The 17,360-nt window shown below is 61.7% G+C and carries 14 protein-coding genes; 10 read left to right on the top strand and 4 right to left on the bottom strand.

Annotated elements, in window-relative coordinates; all coding sequences use genetic code 11:
* On the top strand, positions 1 to 192 hold a 192-nt coding region (locus AC0L16_RS21425), incomplete at its 5' end, for a hypothetical protein (RefSeq protein WP_473623086.1).
* Positions 193 to 298: 106 nt separating this feature from the next.
* On the opposite strand, the gene AC0L16_RS21420 is transcribed toward AC0L16_RS21425, so the two are convergent.
* The 3 genes from AC0L16_RS21420 to AC0L16_RS21410 form a co-directional block, all read right to left on the bottom strand.
* Positions 299 to 2,821: a caspase family protein gene (locus AC0L16_RS21420; protein ID WP_473623085.1), complete on the bottom strand. Its 2,523-nt coding sequence runs from the start codon at positions 2,819 to 2,821 to the stop codon at positions 299 to 301.
* Between the two features lie 1,529 nt (positions 2,822 to 4,350).
* Positions 4,351 to 4,710, bottom strand: a complete 360-nt coding sequence (locus AC0L16_RS21415; RefSeq protein WP_473623083.1) for a response regulator — start codon at positions 4,708 to 4,710, stop codon at positions 4,351 to 4,353.
* Complete coding sequence (locus tag AC0L16_RS21410; RefSeq protein WP_473623082.1) at positions 4,707 to 7,817, bottom strand: CheR family methyltransferase; 3,111 nt, start codon at positions 7,815 to 7,817, stop codon at positions 4,707 to 4,709. The genes AC0L16_RS21415 and AC0L16_RS21410 overlap by 4 nt, the downstream gene beginning before the upstream one ends.
* A gap of 155 nt (positions 7,818 to 7,972) precedes the next feature.
* On the opposite strand from AC0L16_RS21410, the gene AC0L16_RS21405 reads away from it, so the two are divergent.
* On the top strand, positions 7,973 to 8,170 hold the full coding sequence (locus AC0L16_RS21405) for a hypothetical protein (RefSeq protein WP_473623081.1): 198 nt from the start codon (positions 7,973 to 7,975) through the stop codon (positions 8,168 to 8,170).
* A 1-nt stretch (position 8,171) separates the two neighbouring features.
* On the top strand, positions 8,172 to 8,768 hold the full coding sequence (locus AC0L16_RS21400; RefSeq protein ID WP_473623079.1) for a response regulator: 597 nt from the start codon (positions 8,172 to 8,174) through the stop codon (positions 8,766 to 8,768).
* Between the two features lie 190 nt (positions 8,769 to 8,958).
* Here the strand turns inward: AC0L16_RS21400 and AC0L16_RS21395 are convergent, their stop codons facing one another.
* The gene (locus tag AC0L16_RS21395) at positions 8,959 to 9,228 is read right to left on the bottom strand and encodes a hypothetical protein (protein WP_473623091.1); all 270 of its coding nucleotides are present in this window, start codon (positions 9,226 to 9,228) and stop codon (positions 8,959 to 8,961) included.
* A gap of 250 nt (positions 9,229 to 9,478) precedes the next feature.
* Between AC0L16_RS21395 and AC0L16_RS21390 the strand changes: the two genes are divergently transcribed.
* Genes AC0L16_RS21390 through AC0L16_RS21360 form a run of 7 tightly spaced genes read left to right on the top strand, consistent with a single transcriptional unit; the run spans position 9,479 to position 17,353 of the window.
* The gene (locus AC0L16_RS21390) at positions 9,479 to 10,585 is read left to right on the top strand and encodes an NAD-dependent epimerase/dehydratase family protein (protein ID WP_473623078.1); all 1,107 of its coding nucleotides are present in this window, start codon (positions 9,479 to 9,481) and stop codon (positions 10,583 to 10,585) included.
* Complete coding sequence (locus AC0L16_RS21385) at positions 10,582 to 11,649, top strand: NAD-dependent epimerase/dehydratase family protein (protein ID WP_473623076.1); 1,068 nt, start codon at positions 10,582 to 10,584, stop codon at positions 11,647 to 11,649. Before AC0L16_RS21390 ends, AC0L16_RS21385 begins: the two co-directional genes overlap by 4 nt.
* Positions 11,646 to 12,938, top strand: a complete 1,293-nt coding sequence (locus AC0L16_RS21380; protein WP_473623075.1) for a TIGR04295 family B12-binding domain-containing radical SAM protein — start codon at positions 11,646 to 11,648, stop codon at positions 12,936 to 12,938. Before AC0L16_RS21385 ends, AC0L16_RS21380 begins: the two co-directional genes overlap by 4 nt.
* Complete coding sequence (locus AC0L16_RS21375) at positions 12,923 to 14,023, top strand: glycosyltransferase family 4 protein (RefSeq protein ID WP_473623073.1); 1,101 nt, start codon at positions 12,923 to 12,925, stop codon at positions 14,021 to 14,023. Before AC0L16_RS21380 ends, AC0L16_RS21375 begins: the two co-directional genes overlap by 16 nt.
* Before the next feature lie 2 nt (positions 14,024 to 14,025).
* Complete coding sequence (locus tag AC0L16_RS21370; RefSeq protein ID WP_236388251.1) at positions 14,026 to 15,156, top strand: CgeB family protein; 1,131 nt, start codon at positions 14,026 to 14,028, stop codon at positions 15,154 to 15,156.
* On the top strand, positions 15,153 to 16,247 hold the full coding sequence (locus tag AC0L16_RS21365; protein WP_473623072.1) for a CgeB family protein: 1,095 nt from the start codon (positions 15,153 to 15,155) through the stop codon (positions 16,245 to 16,247). The genes AC0L16_RS21370 and AC0L16_RS21365 overlap by 4 nt, the downstream gene beginning before the upstream one ends.
* Positions 16,244 to 17,353, top strand: a complete 1,110-nt coding sequence (locus AC0L16_RS21360) for a CgeB family protein (protein WP_027153509.1) — start codon at positions 16,244 to 16,246, stop codon at positions 17,351 to 17,353. Before AC0L16_RS21365 ends, AC0L16_RS21360 begins: the two co-directional genes overlap by 4 nt.
* The last annotated feature ends 7 nt before the right edge of the window (positions 17,354 to 17,360 follow it).

Genomic DNA, 17,360 nt, shown 5'->3' with positions numbered 1-17,360 from the left:
CTCCCGCCACCCCCGCCACCTCCCGAAGAAGGAATGATTACGGGAGGTGCAGCAGCAGGCTCGTCCGCCACCGGTTTAACCGCTTTCCTGGCGGCCACCGGTTTGGGAGCGGGGTTGACGACCTTCGGCGCCGCGGCTCTGCGAACGACCTTCGGCGCCGGCACGGGCGTCGCCACCAGCGGCGTCGGTTGAAGGGGTGGCCAGGATGTGCAGCCCATGACCCCCGCGAGGGCGATGGACAGAGTTATCCCGATTGTTGCCTGCTTCAGATTTCTGCCCACCATTGCCTCCTTGTTGATCAGAACAAATCCCGACGCGGATTGGCTTGTTCCCAGACCGCCCTGGCCACTTTGACCAGTTGCTTGTCGACAGAACCGCTCAACGGAATTTTCGACTTGAGTTCCCCACGCAGTTGCTTCAACGCCGCCGCTTTCGTCTTGGACCCGAATTTCGCCAACGTCGCCCGGGCGTCCGGCAGCTCATTGCGAACATCGAGCGCAACCGTGAATGCCAGGAAACGCACGGCGACGGCCTGGTCGAGCTGGTCGCCCTTCTGCATCTCGAGAGCCGCCCGATCATAGGCGCCGGACTGGTCACCGCGCGAGGTTGCCAGTTCAAACAGACGTTGGGCTTCATCAAGGTTCTGCTCCACGCCAACGCCATCACGGTACATGCGCGCAAGACTGGCCGGCGCATAGGGCTGGCCGAGGTCGATGGCCTTCTGAAAAAGCGTCAGCGCAGCCTTCGGATCCTTCTCGACGCCCCGGCCGCTGAGGTAATTGCGACCGAGCAAGTTCATCGAATACATGTCCTGGCGCTGGACGCCGGCCTCCAGGAAGGCAACGGCGCGGGCCTGATCGGCGGGCACACCGTTGCGGCCTTCGGTGAAGATCGCCGCGAGATCGTTCATGGCATAGGTGTGCCCCATCGCGGCCGCCTTGAGCAGCAGGTCCAGCCCCTTGCCGGTGTCGCGCTCGACGCCGTAGCCATGGAACAAGGCACGGCCCCACGACGTCATCCCGTAGGGATCGCCCTTGTCGGCCGCAGCCGCGTAGAAGGTGTTGGCCTGCTTGCGGTCGACAGCCTGGCCCGTTCCCGTCGCGTAGAGGTAGCCGAGTTCGAACACAGCGCGCACATGCCCCCTGTCGGCGGCCTGTTGTATGGCTTTCCTGGCCTGGTCGACCTTGCCGGCTGCAAGCAGCGCGCGTCCCAGTTCATAACGGAAACGGGCGACATCGGGATACGCCTTCACCGCAGCCTCGCACAGCTTCACCGCGTCGGCGCCGATTTCATTTGGCAGCAGGCCGGGGACCACGCCTTGAAGGTCGAGAGGTTCGCCGGCAGCCAAGTCGCACGGATCGACGCTGGGCGACAGTTTCATTTTGGCGGGTTTGGATGCTCCGCTGTCCGCCCGAATTTCGAAGCCGACCTCGACCGGTGCACTGGCTCCTATCTGGGGTTCATAGCGCAGCCCCTCGACCTCACCGACCGTCAAGCTCGATTCGGGCGACAGGGTCCGATCCGGCAGCGAGAGCGTTCCCGTTGCCGGATAGTTCGTGACTTTCAGGCTGACCGCCGCATCGTCTGTCGGGACATCCAGGTTCAGAGCAACGGCACCGATGCCGATGGGAACGTCGACCTCCCGATTTTCGATCGCCTCGGCCGCACCGGTGACATGAATGCCGCGCTGCAGCACCTGCTGCTTCTGCTCGGCCTCGAGCGAGGCCATCACCTGTTCGCCCTCGGCTCCTTCGCCGCTCTTGACCCGGAACACCAGCATGCCCCTGGCTTCCCCGCCCCAACTGTCACGTGCGGCGTAGACCAGCATATCCATCTGTTCCGGCTCGCCGGTTCCCTTGGGAACATCCAACTGCAAACGCGGCAGATCCTTGCCCTGGATCAGTTCTCCCGCCTCGACGACCTTGCCGTCCAGCATCAGGCGTCCCAAGGCGGGCGGTCTATCGATGCTGACGGTTATTGTCCCGCCGTCGACCTGGACCGGTTGCGGAAGATCCAGATCGATGGGGCCGGCCCCAGACAGCACGACCTTCTCCAATACCGGCGGCAGCGATGGGCGGCTGGTGCGGCGCATCAGAACGACTTCGTCGATCAGCGAAGAGTTCTCCCAGGGAACCTGCAGGCCCTTGGTCGCCTCAACCACATCCCGGCGGACGGCCGACATGACCGTGCGGATCTCCTGGTTCGGGGCGAGCGCGCGACGAGAAAACGCCGATGAGAAAGGGCTGAGGTCGCCGGCGCCGTCATAGGCGACCGCGCCGGGTTCGGTGGCGAAAGCAATCAGTGTGTTCAATGAGCTTCTTACTTGCGCAAGTCCGGTGCCGCTGGCGGTAAGAAGCTGGTCCCTGAGCCAATAGTCCTTGCGAGGGAATGGATTGTTGCGGCAGGCATCGAGGATGATCACCTGGATCTTCGATTTCGAACGCATCTGCTGCAGCACATCGTTCAGCTTGATTGCCTGAACCTCGACGTCCGCCGCATCTTTCAACGAGGCATCGACAGGGATCAGGAAATTTTCGCCGCCGATCTGAAAGCCGTGGCCGGAATAGTAGACGACAGCTACATCCGCGCCGTCCACGGCGGCAAGATAGTTGCGGAACTGGTCTTCAAACTGCAGCTTTGTAAGATTGCTCGCGACAAAAACATCAAAACCAGCCGATCGAAACGTGTTGGACACGTCCACCACATCTTTGGCCGGGTTCTTGAGGGCCGAGATTTCCTGGTAGTCGGAGTTGCCGATTACAAAGGCGACCCTTCGTTCGACTGCAGAAGCATCGAAAGTCGCGACGCTTGCGAGCGTCAAGGCCGCAACGAATCCGCAACGTCGGAGCATGGCAAATCCCTTAACCGTCGTTACCTGGCGACCACAAGAACACAGCTTGCAGTGCCAAGGTCCGTTAGAGAGCATGCTATCTGCCGAGACAGAAAAGAGAGAAAAGCCGTCGCGACAGCGGTATATTCCTCACTTGATCGGTCCCTAAATTACATCAGAGGCCGAGTGTTCGCAATGATCGTCACACGGTTTCTCACCCTGGCTATTTGCCCATTGTCGACGCAATCCCCTCGGACCAGGCGCGGCCGGCATACCCTTGACTTGCGCACGCATCACGCGTCAGGGCGCCTGAGGTTTTCCACTGCTAATGTCGGCCTACCCCTGATTTTCTCTACCCACCATTTCCGCGACTCAATTAGCGTCTGCTTATGGAGCATCGACACGCCATTCGACGGATCAAGGAAGGGCTTTGGGAGGTCTACGACATAGACGACGACAGGGTAGTCTTCGCAGAGGGGGTGGCTCTGACAAATTTGCTGGATGAGGAGGCACTCGACGCCCTGGAGTTGCTAAAGGGTGGATTCCTGATCCCGAGCAGCGCTCCCAAGGACAGTTCCTTGAGTGATACGCCGAGGCCCCGCGAGACGGGGTAGTGAAGGCGGATAGCTGACGCAAAGCGCCGCCGCTTGGCCGGCTCCTGGATGCGTTCGCTCGTCGAGATCTGCCACCTATTCGGCCACGTCGCAGCCGCGATGCAGAAGCTGTGGATCAATTCGCGAGGCTCAGCGCGCTGCAGCGTGGCAAAACGAAAAATTCTCCTTCGTTTGGTTGATGCCTGAACAATGCTCCGTCGGTAAGTTCGTGCTATATATTAGCAGGTGCTATTATGAGGTTTTTGCCCGTTCAAGAGCCGACCAACACATGGGCCGTATTCGATACGACCGTGGATGTGCCTGCGCACTTCGCTGGTATTTGCCTTATCGGCTTGCCGCGGGAGCGGGCGGAGTGGCTCGCAGCAAGGGCCAATCGAGAAGCGTTGGCAAGAAGGAATTGGATCGGCCGGCTATCGCCTCCGGAGACTGAGCACGCCGTGCTTCCCCTACGCAAATGCCAGAAATCGCTTACGTCAGCAGGAGGGATTTCAACGACGGACGATGAGGCCGCTGCGTTGGACAATCTGGTGGCGAACCGCAATGCCGGCCGGCCGCGCCAGCAAGGCACCACGCCGCGGCCGACCAAAAAGCCGCTGGGCTGAAGGGCGATGGCAGCGGCTGCCGGAAAAAGCTAGTTCGGCGACACAGTGATTTTGACAGATCGGCGATCGGCAGCGAACGTCGATAATTCCCGTTAATGGCAAATCGCAAACCTTCGAGCTTAGCCGAAGCATGTCTCCATTTCGTCATCCTAGGGCGGAGCAAGGAGCGAAGCGACGCGGCACAGACCCTAGGATGACGAAGTCGTGGTGGCCTGTGGCTAATCCCCAGCGTCAGAGATGGTGGCTGCGGGCCGGCCGGCAGCGCGACCGTCAGTCAAAGAAACAAATCCCCTGTGCAGAGCCACTAGGACGTCGGCACCAATTCAGCCAAGGCCCTGAGAATAGCCGCCTGATCTGCCGGCTTGCAAACAAATTTGAAGCTGGCGAAGGCGGACGGAAAATCGTGCGGCCCAAATCCGGACAGACACGCGAAAGGAATGTGGCGGGTTTTTAATTCTTCTGCGATCGCCAGGCTCGTTTCGCCATGCAGTTGAACATCCAGCAGCGCCACGTCGATATGATTTTCGCCGATAAGGCGAACGGCCGCCGCCACCGACGGGACGGGGCCGACGACCTGATGTCCAGAAGCGTGCAGACAAGCAGCGATGTCCTCGGCGATGAGCCATTCATCCTCGACCACCAGAACGCGCAGCGGCTCGCTCATGGCGTCTCCTTGCGCATCATCGGAAATGTGATCTGGACCTCAAGACCATCACGATTGAAGGTGGTCTCGACGTTTCCGCCAAGCCGGTAGCCGATCTCACCCTGCAGCAGGGAAAGTCCGAAGCCGCTAACTTCGGGTTTTCTGACCGGCGGCCCGTGTCTCTCGCGCCAGGCGAGCGTGAAAACATCGCCCTCGCCAGACCATTTCAGAACGACCCTGCCCTCGGGCGTCGACAGCGCGCCATATTTGGCGGCGTTGGTCGCCAGTTCATGAATGACCATGCTAAGGGAAAGGCCCTGTTGCGGGCTAAGCTTCACTTCAGCGCCGTCGAGTTCGAACCGGTCAATGTTAAAAGGCTCGAGTTCCTGATCCAGCAGTTCGTTGATCGAAGCTTCTTTCCAGCGTTCCTTCGACAGCAGACCGTAAGCCCGCGACATGGCGTGTAGGCGACCGATCAGCGCTTCGGCGAACTCTTCCTTCGATTCCGAACTTTCACGGGTGCGGTTGGCGATGCTGGCAACCACCGCCAGCATGTTCTTGACGCGGTGGTTCAGCTCCGAAATGAGCACCCGGTTTTGCTCTTCCGTCTCGGCCAATGTGGTGACGTCGACCAGCGTGACCACGACGCCCTGGATCCTGTTGTCCTTGTCGCGATACGGATTGATGCGAACCATATAAAACCGGCCCTGGTTGTCGCGCGCCAGATGATGGTTCAGCGTCTCTCCGGTTTCGAAGACGGCATCGATATGCTGTTTCAGCTCGGGATAGTCGAGCTGGCTCGAAAGCTCGGTCAGCGGCCGACCGACGTCGGAGGGACGCAGGCTGAAGAAAGACGAGGCCGGCGGAGTAAAGGTCCGCACCACCAGATTGCGGTCGAGGAAAATGGTTGCGATCTGGGTGCTCTCGAACAGATTCCGCAAATCGCTGTTGGCGCGATCGAGCTCCTCTATCTTGTTGGTCAGTTCCGAATTGATGGTGTTGAGCTCCTCGTTGAGCGACTGCATCTCCTCTTTCGAAGCCTCAAGCTCCTCATTGGTCGACTGCGCCTCCTCATTCACCGAGACGAGTTCCTCGTTCGACGATTTCACTTCTTCCAGTGCGGTTTCGTACTCCTCGATCGTCGATTGCAGTCGCTCGCGAGTCTCGCGCAGCTCCCGCTCGAGATCAGCAGCGCCTTCGCCATCGCGATTTTCGCGTTCCAGATCGGAACGCGCCTGCACCGGCCCCGACGGTTCGAACAGGACGAGATAAAGCCGTTCGCCCTTGCCGCGTTCCGCCAGGGGCTCGACAGTGAGTTTGATCGACTGCGCCTGTTCGTCGTCCTCGTCGACGACGACATTTTCCCGCACAACGGTGCGGCGCGTCGTGGCGGCTTCCCGCAACGCCGCGCGCAGGTCGAGCCTTAGCCCGGCGCGGGCCAAAGTCAGCACTTGCCGGCTCGGAATACCTTGCGGCGCCTCGAGGTATCTGCCGGTCCGGGCCGAATAGTAGACGACGTCACCATCGCCATTCACTACGACATGCGGCGGCGCGAAACGCTCCAGCACCTGCGCCTCGACAGCCTGTCGAAGCGGATAGCTGGAAGTTCCTTTCTTCGACCCCGTGCCTTCGGGCATGAAGGCGCCCGAACGGCCATCGCCGATCAGCATCGGCAGCCCAATGTGTGGCGAGGCATGTTCGCGCGCCTGAAAAATGCGCTGTTTCTTGTCGACGGTGGCGAAGAGGTTGTCGTGCTGGCCGACGCTTTCGGACGTGCCGAGGAAAAGATAACCACCCGGCTTCAGCGCGTAATGGAAGATCGGAACGACCCGGTTCTGGATGTCCGAGCCGAAATAGATCAGCAGGTTGCGGCATGAAACCATATCCATGCGTGAAAAAGGCGGGTCCCGGACGACGCTGTGGGAGGAAAAGACGCACAGCTCCCGTACCTCGTTGGTGAGCACGTAACTCTCGCCGTCGCTGCTGAAAAAACGCTGCTTGCGTTCGGGCGATAGCCCCTGCAGCAATGCCGCCGGGTAGCGCGCCGCGCGCGCCACCGCAAGCGCCGGCTCATCGATATCAGTCGCAAATATCTGGACGCGTGGCACAACCGGAAGCGTCTCCAGATGTTCGCGCAACAGCATGCCGATGGAAAACACCTCCTCGCCGGTGGCGCAGCCAGGCACCCAGATCCTGACGGCGTCGCTGGCGGTCTTGCCCTCGAAAAGCTGCGGTATGATCTTCTCCTCGAGCAGCTTGAACGCGTCGGGGTCCCGGAAGAAATCGGTGACATTGATCAAAAGATCACGAAAAAGGTTCGTCACCTCGCGAGGGTCCTTCTTCAGCCATTCGACATAGTCTTCAATCGAATCAAGCTGTGCGATCTGCATGCGCCGCTTTATGCGACGCAGGAATGTCTTGGTCTTGTAGCCGGAGAAATCGTGGCCGGATTGGCCCTGCAGAATACCGTAGATCTCATCGCGGATCCGACCCAGTTCTGCCGTCTCGTGCTCGCCGTCTCCGGCAACGCCGTTCAGCATATCGAAGCTGCGGGCGAACCCCTCGAGCTTCGCACCGATGTCCTCCGCCGGCGCCGCAATATCGATCAGCCCGCTGGAGATCGCACTTTTCGGCATGTCCGGATTGCGCGGACCGTAGCCGTCGGCGGCCTGGGCGACCGTCAGTCCGCCACGCTCCTTGATGGCCTTCGCACCCAGCGTGCCGTCGGAATCGCCGCCCGACAAAATGACCCCTACCGCATATTCGCCCTGATCCTCGGCCAGGGCGCTAAAGAAGACATCGATCGGCTTTCGCTCACGGCTGAGCACGTTGGATTGCCGCAGGTAAAGCACTCCCTTCTCGATCGTGATAACGACGTTTTGCGGCATCACATAGACGTGGTCGGAGAGAACAGTGGTGCCGTCCTCGACGACGACAACCGGCATTTGGGTGTAACGTCCGACGATCTCGTGAAGCAGGCTTTCGCGCTCGGGACTGAGATGGGTGACGATGACGAACGCCATGCCGGGCCGGCCGGTGATGCCTTTGAACAGACCCTCCATTGCAGGAATGCCGCCGGCTGACGCGCCGACGCCGACAATTGGAAATCTCTTTATCTGGGATGTCACCGCAAGCCCTCGGTTGAACAGCCTAGACGACAAGGCCGCCACATCGACCCAAAACCCACGACCGGGCTGAACACAACGCCCAGCATATAACGTGCAAGAGGGCCGGAACAAGTCCGTGCAGATAGCGTTAAAGTCGGGATTGTTGTGGAACTCCAATGTCAAAACGCACACCTGACCTAAAGCTGACAAAACGAGCGTCGTCGCGATTCGAGGATTTGCTGAGCTTGCCGGGAAACGAATCCATTCCTCCCCGCATGCTGGTGTTGGCGAAACGATTGCAGGCAGCCTTGCAGGAACATCCCGAACAAGCCCGTGCGGACAATTGGAAATCACGCTCGAAGAAAGGACGATGAGGTGCGCGATCTCCGAGGGGTGCGCTTACTGATCGTCGAAGACGATTGGGTATTGGCCGGCGATCTTGCAAGATATTTTGGCAATATGGGCGCGGTCGTCCTCGGCCCTGCGGCGACAGTCGAACACGCCTCTCTGCATACCGAGGTGGCTGAGGCCGCGATCCTCGACGTCAATCTCAACGGCCGGCGGGTGTTTCCGATCGCAGACGAACTGATGCGCCGCGGCGTTCCCTTCGTCTTTTTCAGCGGTGACGAGGACATCGTCATTCCCGAACGTCTCCGCCACGCCAGCAATCTTCGGAAGTCGTCGGATAGCTACGCCGTCTTCGATGCCTTGTTCCCTCCGGAACGATCGGCCCTGGCGGGTCGCCCTGCCGTGAACTTGTCGGACAATGTGTTTTCACTCCTGCCGAAGCTCAGGCTCGTGGCGCGGCTGCTTCTGGGCGACGTTGGTGCTTCCGATCGGCTGGTCGAACGAACGCTGGAGCGCGCCATCGGCGAGATCGACAGGAGGCGGGCCGGCGTGTCGACCGAGGACTGGCTGAACGGCATCATGCGAAACATCGCCAGATCGGGCGGAACGAGCCTGTTGCACTGAGGCTGTGACCGTTCGGCAACCGCTGCGGGTTAAACCTCTGATTGCGTTTCCAAATCCGAACTATCTGAAAAGGTCGACTGGTTTTTCCAACAGTCCGAAAAACAGGCAAAAACAGCAAGCTGTAGTGAAGTTCTCTGTCAGAACGCGAGGCGCGCCTGAGCTACCCGACAGCGCCGACATAGCAGCTTCCTCAGCCGTTCTTGCGGTCGATGAATTTGTTGAACCGGCTGTTTTTGCCAGAGCCGGTTTCGTCCTGGTAAAGGAAGGTCAGATCGTTCTCGTCGAAAATCCGGAAGAACTCATCCCATTCGACGGGTTCGAGCTTCTCCTCGGGCTCGCCAAAATCGATCCGCAGGATGCCGCCCTCGCCCTTGGTTCGCACAACCGCAGGTCGGCCACCACGATCTTCGGCCCATTGACGGATCTCGTCATGATTGGTGGTTGTTTTCGATTCAGACATTGAAATCTCCGTTTGATCCAGGCTGTGCAGGCGTGTTGGCCTCTTGGCTTGCGCCCACAGGCCGCCCACGGACCGGATGAGCGCCCTAACCCCAAAGATGCTGCAATGTTCCAGCGCATGGCCCAAGGCTCGTTCGCTATGCGTTCACCGCAGGTTGCAGCCTGCCCAAAACCATCTTTGTTGAAGCAGAGGGAACAAACCTTTTGCCAAACAGTTCGGGGCGCCAAGGCCAACTGCGTGAGGAGTTGTCGTGGAACGCATAATGGTTACAGGAGGGTGCGGTTTCATCGGCCGCCACGTCGTCCAGGAACTCGTTAAACATGGTTATGCTGTCTGCATTCTCGATGCACTGCTGGAACAGGTGCACGGCAGCGAGGCGATCAGCCTGCCGGCAGGAGCCGACCTGATCAAAGGCGACGTTCGCGATCGCGACGCCGTCGCCGAGGCGCTCCAGGGCGTCGACGCCACCATCCATCTCGCCGCCGAGGTCGGCGTCGGCCAGTCCATGTACGAGATCGCCCGCTATGTCGGCGCGAACGACCTCGGCACCGCCACCCTGCTCGAGGCACTGATCAAACATCCGGTCGAGCGGATCGTCGTCGCTTCGTCGATGAGCGTCTACGGCGAGGGTCTCTATGCCACGCCAGGCGGCCGGCGCGTCGACGATGCACGGCGGCAGGCTAACGACGTCAAGAGCGGCCAATGGAATCCGCTGTCGGCGGCGGATGAAAGCCTGTCGCCGCTGCCGACAGACGAGGAAAAGCCGGTCGACCTCGCCTCGATCTATGCGCTGACGAAATATGCCCAGGAGCGCGCCGTGCTGATCTTCGGCGATGCCTATGGCGTCGACGCTGTGGCGCTGCGCCTGTTCAACGTCTTCGGCGCCGGACAGGCGCTGTCAAACCCTTACACCGGCGTTCTGGCGAATTTCGCTTCCCGCCTCGCCAACGGACAGCGGCCGATGATTTTCGAAGATGGCGAGCAGAAACGCGACTTCGTGCATGTGCGCGACGTCGCCCGCGCCTTCCGCCTGGCGCTGGAACAACGCCAGGCGCGTGGCCACGTCATCAACATCGGCAGCGGACGGGCCTATGCGATCAGCGAGGTCGCCCGGCTGCTCGCCGACGCCATGGGTGTGCCCGAACAGCTGCCCGATATCCTCGGCAAGGCGCGCGCCGGCGATATCCGCAATTGCTTCGCCGATATCTCGAAAGCGCGCGAACTGCTTGGTTTCGAGCCGCAGCACCGGCTGGAGGATTCACTCGACGAGTTCGTCGCATGGGTTCGCAACACGGTCGCCATCGACCGCGGCGCCGACATGAAACGAGAACTCGAAGAGCGAGGACTGGTATCATGAGGCCGGACGGTTTTCGTGAAGCGCCGGTTGCCATCGTCGGCGGCAGCGGCTTCATCGGCTCGAACCTCGCCGACAGCCTGTTGTCGGATGGGGTGCCGGTGCTGGTCATCGACAATCTCAGCCGCCCGGGCGTCGAGCAGAACCTGGCCTGGCTTACGCAGAAGCACGGCAATCAGCTTGCCGTTGAAACCGTCGACGTCCGGGACGAAGACGTGTTGGCGCCGCTTTTGGCGCATGCCAAGGCGATATTCCATCTCGCCGCGCAGACCGCCGTCACCACGAGCCTGGTCCAGCCAAGCGAAGATTTCGACATCAATCTTCGCGGAACCTTCAACGTTCTGGAAGCGGCTCGCCGCAGCGGCCGACGCATTCCCGTGATCTTCGCCAGCACCAACAAGGTCTATGGCGGCCTACCCGACGTCACAGTGCGCGAAGAGGACGATCGGTGCGTGCCCTGCGATGCCGGCATCCGCGCCAATGGCATAGACGAGACCTGCGGGCTGGATTTCTGCACGCCCTATGGCTGCTCCAAAGGCGCGGCCGACCAATATGTGCTCGATTATGCCAAGTCGTACGATCTGCCGACCGCGGTCCTGCGCATGAGCTGTATCTACGGGCCGCGCCAGTTCGGCACGGAGGACCAGGGCTGGGTCGCCCATTTTCTGCTCAGCGCGCTTTCCGGCCGGCCGATCACGATCTACGGCAACGGCAAGCAGGTGCGCGATATCCTTCATGTCTCCGACGCCGTTGCGGCCTATCGCGGGGTACTTGCCAGGGTCGACGACATCAAGGGCCAGGCATTCAATCTCGGCGGCGGATCTGGCAACGCCGTCAGCCTGCGCATGCTGATCGAGGAGATCAGCGAGCTGACTGGGCGGAACCTCTCGATCCGCTACGACCGGGAACGCACCGGCGACCAACCTTTCTTTGTCGCCGACACCCGCAAGATAGAAGCGACGCTCGGCTGGAAAGCGCATGTCTCCTGGCGCAACGGCGTCCGCGATCTCGCCGACTGGCTCCAGCGTCATCGCCTCGAGCCTGAACCAGCGAGGTACGTGGCATGAAAGTCGCCTTGGTCAATCCGTTCTGGACCTACCAGGACAGCATCTATTTCGGCTGTCGCCAGCCACATCTGCCGCTGGAACTGGGCTACTCGAAAGCCTTGCTGGAGGCCGACGGCCATCAGGTGCTGATGCTGGACGGGCAAATCCAGAAGCTGGTCAACCCAGCACTTGCCGATCGCGTCGCCGCTTTCGCACCAGCTATGACCGTCGTCAGCACGGCGCCGACCTATTTGTTCTGGCGCTGCGCGCCGCCCGAGTTGCGTGTGCCCGCCGACTTCCTCAACCGCCTCGCCGGGCGCGGCGGCCGCACAGTGGCTGTCGGGCCGCACGGCTCGGCGACGCCGGCGCCGACGCTGCGCAAGCTGGGCGTCGATGTCGTCGTGCGCGGCGAATGCGAAGAGGTCGTCGCCGAACTCGCCCGCCGTGACGATTGGAGCGCCGTGCCCCACACCGCTCATCTCGACCAGGGAAGACTTGTCGGCAATGGCGGCGTTCACGCCAGTTCGTTTGTCGATCATCCGCCCCTCAGCTGGCCGTCCGATTGGATTGCCGCGCATTTGCACCATCACCACCGGTTCGACGACGATAAGCTGGGTTTCGGAGCGGAGGTCGAGGCGTCTCGCGGCTGCCCCTACAATTGCAGCTTCTGCGCCAAGATCGATTTCCGCGACGCCTACCGCCGCAGGAACCACGATGCGATCACCGCTGAAATCGATCGGCTGATCGGACAAGGCGTCGGTTACATCTATTTTATCGACGAGATCTTCCTGCCGCAGAAGGCGCTGCTGGAGGCACTGGTCGATCGCGACGTCAAGTTCGGCGTGCAGACCCGCATCGATCTTTGGAAGCCGGAGCTCCTGGAACTGCTGGGCGCCGCCGGCTGCGTTTCGATCGAAGCCGGCCTCGAAAGCCTGACGGTGGAAGGCCGGGCCATGCTGGCAAAGCGTTGCCGGCTGGGCACCGAGGAACTGGCCGCTTTGCTGGTCAACGCACGACGTCACGTTCCGTTCGTCCAGGCCAATCTGATCGGCGTCGTCGAGGACGATCCGGCTCTGGTCGATCATTGGCGCAAGCACCTCATTGACCGCGGCGTGTGGGCCAACGAGCCGGTGCCGCTCTATCCCTACCCCAGTTCGCCCAGCTATCGCGAGCTTTGGGGCGAGCCCGACGATCTCGCCTGGGAGCGCGCCCACGAGCATTACCTGGCCTCGTTCCGGACGTTCAGCGACATCCAGGAGAAGCGCCCGCGAGCGCTGGCCGAGTTGGAGGCGACATGTTGCAGTCACTGATCCGCCGCTCGCGGCGAATCCTGATGACCGTCGATGCCGTCGGCGGCGTCTGGCGCTACGCGGTCGATCTGGCGCGGGAGTTGGCTCATGGCGGCGACAGCATTGTGCTCGCCGGGCTAGGCCCGGCACCGTCCGAAGAGCAGGCGAAGGAGGCACAGGCTTTCGCTGATTTGGCGTGGCTCAAGACACCGCCGGACTGGATGACCCGCAATGAGGACGATCTGGAAATGTTGCCTCAGGAATTGCGCGCGCTTGTTCGCGATTACACGATCGACCTCGTCCATCTCAATACGCCAACCCAGGCCGTTGGACTTGATCTGCCCTGCCCGGTCGTGACGGTCTCGCACTCATGCGTTGTGACCTGGCTCCACGCTGTCAGGGGACAGGCTGTGGACGGCGAATGGGCTTGGCAGAAGGACCGCAACAGACGCGGTTTCGATTGGGCCAATGCGGTAATCGCGCCCAGCCGCAGCCATGCCGACATGCTCGAGGCCTGCTACGGGCCGATCGCCCGCCTGAGCGTTGTCAGCAACGGCACACGGCCGGGTCCAAAGGCAGAGAGACGCGAACCAGTGGTTCTCGCCGCCGCGCGCTGGTGGGACGAAGGGAAGAATGCAGCTACGCTGGACCAGGCAGCATCGCTGACGAAATGGCCGGTCTTTGCTGCCGGGCCGATCGAGGGCGGCGATGGCCAACGCGCCAATTTCAGCAATGTCGTTCCTCTGGGTTCTGTCTGCCACGATGAGGTGCGTCGCTTGATGGCGCGGGCCGGCATCTTCGTATCGCCGTCCGTCTATGAACCCTTTGGCCTTGCCGCACTGGAGGCAGCAACGTCCGCGACACCTTTGGTGCTTGCCGACATCCCGACCTATCGCGAATTGTGGAATGGCGCGGCTATGTTCTACGACGTCCATGATCCACGCGATCTCGCCAGATGTGTCGAATGTCTCTCTGACGACGCCCAGTACAGGCGCCGGCTCGGCGACGCCGCCGCACGCCGAGCGCGCAAGTTTTCACTGGCAAGGCAAGCGGCGGCCATGCACGACATCTACAATCGGGCCGCCCTGGCCGTTGCGGAACGCTGACAATGCGGTTCCTGTTCTATACCCATTCAGTCGTTTCCGATTGGAACCACGGCAACGCACATTTCCTGCGTGGCATCATGCGGGAGCTCGTTGCACGCGGGCACCAGGCGATCGCGCTGGAGCCGGCAGACGGCTGGAGCCGTTCGAACCTGCTGGCAGAGAAAGGGTCCTTCGCGGTCGAGCGCTTCAGAAAGGATTTTCCGGAGCTGATGTCGGTGACCTACGACGCCTCCTTCGACCATGAAGGCTGGATTGCCGGCGCCGATGTGGTGATTGTCCACGAATGGACTGATCCGGAGGTTGTCGAGCGCATCGGCAGGACCAGGGCGAATGGAGGGGGCTTTACGCTTCTGTTCCATGACACCCACCACCGCGCCGTCTCGGCGACCCAGGCGATCTCGGCCCTGCGGCTGGAGCATTATGACGGCGTGCTCGCCTTCGGCGAGGCGTTGCGGGAAAGCTACCTTCGCGCCGGCTGGGGCAAACGTGCCTTCACCTGGCACGAGGCGGCGGATGAGCGCCTGTTCAAGCCGCACCCGGAGATCGATCCTACAGCCGAGCTGATCTGGATCGGCAACTGGGGTGATGACGAGCGCAGTGCCGAAATCAAGGAATTCCTGATCGATCCGGTGGAAGAACTTGGCCTGGCTGGCAGTGTTCATGGCGTGCGCTATCCACGCGAAGCGCTCGCCGACCTTGCCGCCGCCGGCCTCGGTTATGAAGGCTGGATTGCCAATGCCGACGTGCCTAAGGCGTTCGCGGCACACCGCGTTACCGTCCACATTCCGCGGCGCCCCTATCGGGAGAACCTGCCCGGCATCCCGACGATCCGCATGTTCGAGGGGCTCGCCTGTGGCATCCCGCTCGTGTCGGCGCCTTGGGCCGATGTCGAACAACTCTTCAGGCCAGGCATCGACTTTCTTTTCGCGCGCGACGGATCGCAGATGTGCCGTCATCTTCGCGACGTGCTGGACGATGCTGACCTAGCCGCCTCTCTGGTGAGATCCGGCCTCGAAACCATCCGGACGCGACACACTTGCCGGCACCGGGCGGACGAGCTGTTCGACGTGCTCGCCGAATGCGGCAACCGCCAAGCCATCGATCGCATCGTCATAGAGGAGACAGTCGCATGAAGATTGCATTTTATGGATCGAGCCTGCTGTCGTCCTACTGGAACGGCGCGGCGACTTATTACCGCGGATTGCTCAAGGCGCTTTCTCAGCTCGGCTACAAGATCACTTTCTATGAGCCGGACGTCTACGACCGGCAGAAGAACCGCGATATCGAGGCACCGGACTGGTGCAACGTCGTCATCTACGAGGCGACCCCGCATGCGCTGATGCAGGTGGCAGCAAGCGCAGGCGAAGCTGATATCGTCGTCAAGGCCAGCGGAGTGGGCTTCGAAGACGAGGCGCTGCTGCGCGCCGTACTCGACCACGCCCGGACGGATGCGCTGACAGTGTTCTGGGATGTCGACGCACCGGCCACTCTGGGCCAATTGCGCGACGAGCCGGATCATCCCCTGCACCGCGCGTTGCGGGAGATCGACCTTGTCCTCACCTATGGCGGCGGCGATCCGGTCGTCTGGGCCTATCGTGCGCTGGGGGCTGCCGAATGCGTGCCGATCTACAATGCGCTCGATCCCGAAACGCACCATCCGGTCGCGAAGGACAAGCGTTTCGCCTGCGACCTTGCCTTTCTCGGCAACCGCTTGCCGGACCGTGAAGCACGCGTCGAAGCTTTCTTCCTCGATCCGGCCAGCCGTTCGGGCGATCAGCGTTTCCTGCTCGGCGGATCGGGTTGGGGTGACAAGCAGCTACCAGCAAATGTCGCATGGCTCGGCCACGTCGGGACGCGGGACCACAATGCGTTCAATGTCACCCCCAAGGCGGTGCTGAACATCAGCCGCGACAGCATGGCCGCCAACGGCTTTTCGCCTGCCACGCGCGTCTTCGAGGCTGCGGGTGCCGGCGCATGCCTCATCACCGACGCCTGGCTCGGCGTCGAACTGTTTCTGGCCCCCGGGGAGGAGATCCTGGTGGCGCGCGATGGCAACGATGTCACCGAAATCATGCGCACCCTCACCCCCCAGCGGGCAAGGGCGATCGGCGCATCTGCGCTTCGGCGTGTTCTCGCCGAGCATACCTATGCGTTACGGGCCGCTGTGGCCGACGCTGTCTTCAGGCGTCATTTCGAGCGCCCCACTGTGGAGGCAGCGGAATGACCAAGCGGCTCGACATCGTCTTTCTTGGCCTGTCTTTGTCCTCTTCATGGGGAAACGGCCATGCCACGACCTTTAGGGGGTTGCTGAAGGGCCTGCGCGAGCTCGGCCATCGCGTCACCTTCCTGGAGCGCGACGTGCCATGGTATGCGAACCATCGCGATCTGCGTGACCCAGATTTCTGCACGTTGGGCTACTACGAAACGACGAACGATCTTCGTCGGACCTATGCCGGCTGCCTGCAGCAAGCCGATGTCGTGGTGGTCGGGTCGTTCGTTCCGGAGGGGCGAGCCGTCACCGAGATCGTCGCGTCCCTGTGCACGGGCCAGTTCTGCTTCTACGACATCGACACGCCGGTCACGCTGGCAAAGCTCGACGCGGATGATTGCGACTACCTATGCCGACGGCAAATCCCGTATTTCGACGTCTATTTCTCGTTCACCGGCGGGCCAACGCTCGCCCGTTTGGCGGCGGACTTCGGTGCACGGCGCGCCGAGCCGCTCTACTGCTCCGTCGACCCGGAGCGGCATCGCCGAACGGCCGATCCAATCTGCTGGGACCTTGGCTATCTCGGCACTTACAGCTCGGACCGGCAGGCGACGCTGGATGCTCTCCTGCTAGAACCGGCAAGACGCATGCCGGGCCGTCGCTTCGTCGTGGCCGGCTCGCAATTCCCGTCCGAGACCGTCTGGCCAAGCAACGTCGATCGCATCGAGCACTTGCCGCCGGCGGATCATGCCTCGTTCTACAGCCGCCAGCGCTATACGTTGAACGTCACGCGCAGCTCCATGATAGCGGCTGGGTGGTCTCCCAGCGTACGCCTCTTCGAGGCGGCTGCCTGTGGCACCGCGATCATCAGCGATCGCTGGACCGGTCTGGATAGCTTCTTTCCGACGGCCACGATCAACACGGCCGGCCAAGCCGAAGACGTGATCGATATCCTGTCCAGCCAATCCGACCGCGTCAGGCTGGCTATGGCCAAGCGAGCGCGTGCAACGATCCTGGCGGCACATACCAGCGCCGCGAGAGCCCGCGAATTCGTTTCGCTGCTGGCGCGGCCAAGATCGGCACGTCCAGCTCTCGATCTGAACATCGAAAGTGCAGCATGACTGGCAG

The sequence above is a fragment of the Mesorhizobium sp. WSM4848 genome (assembly GCF_055811375.1).
This window is presented reverse-complemented; position numbering and strand designations above follow the sequence as displayed.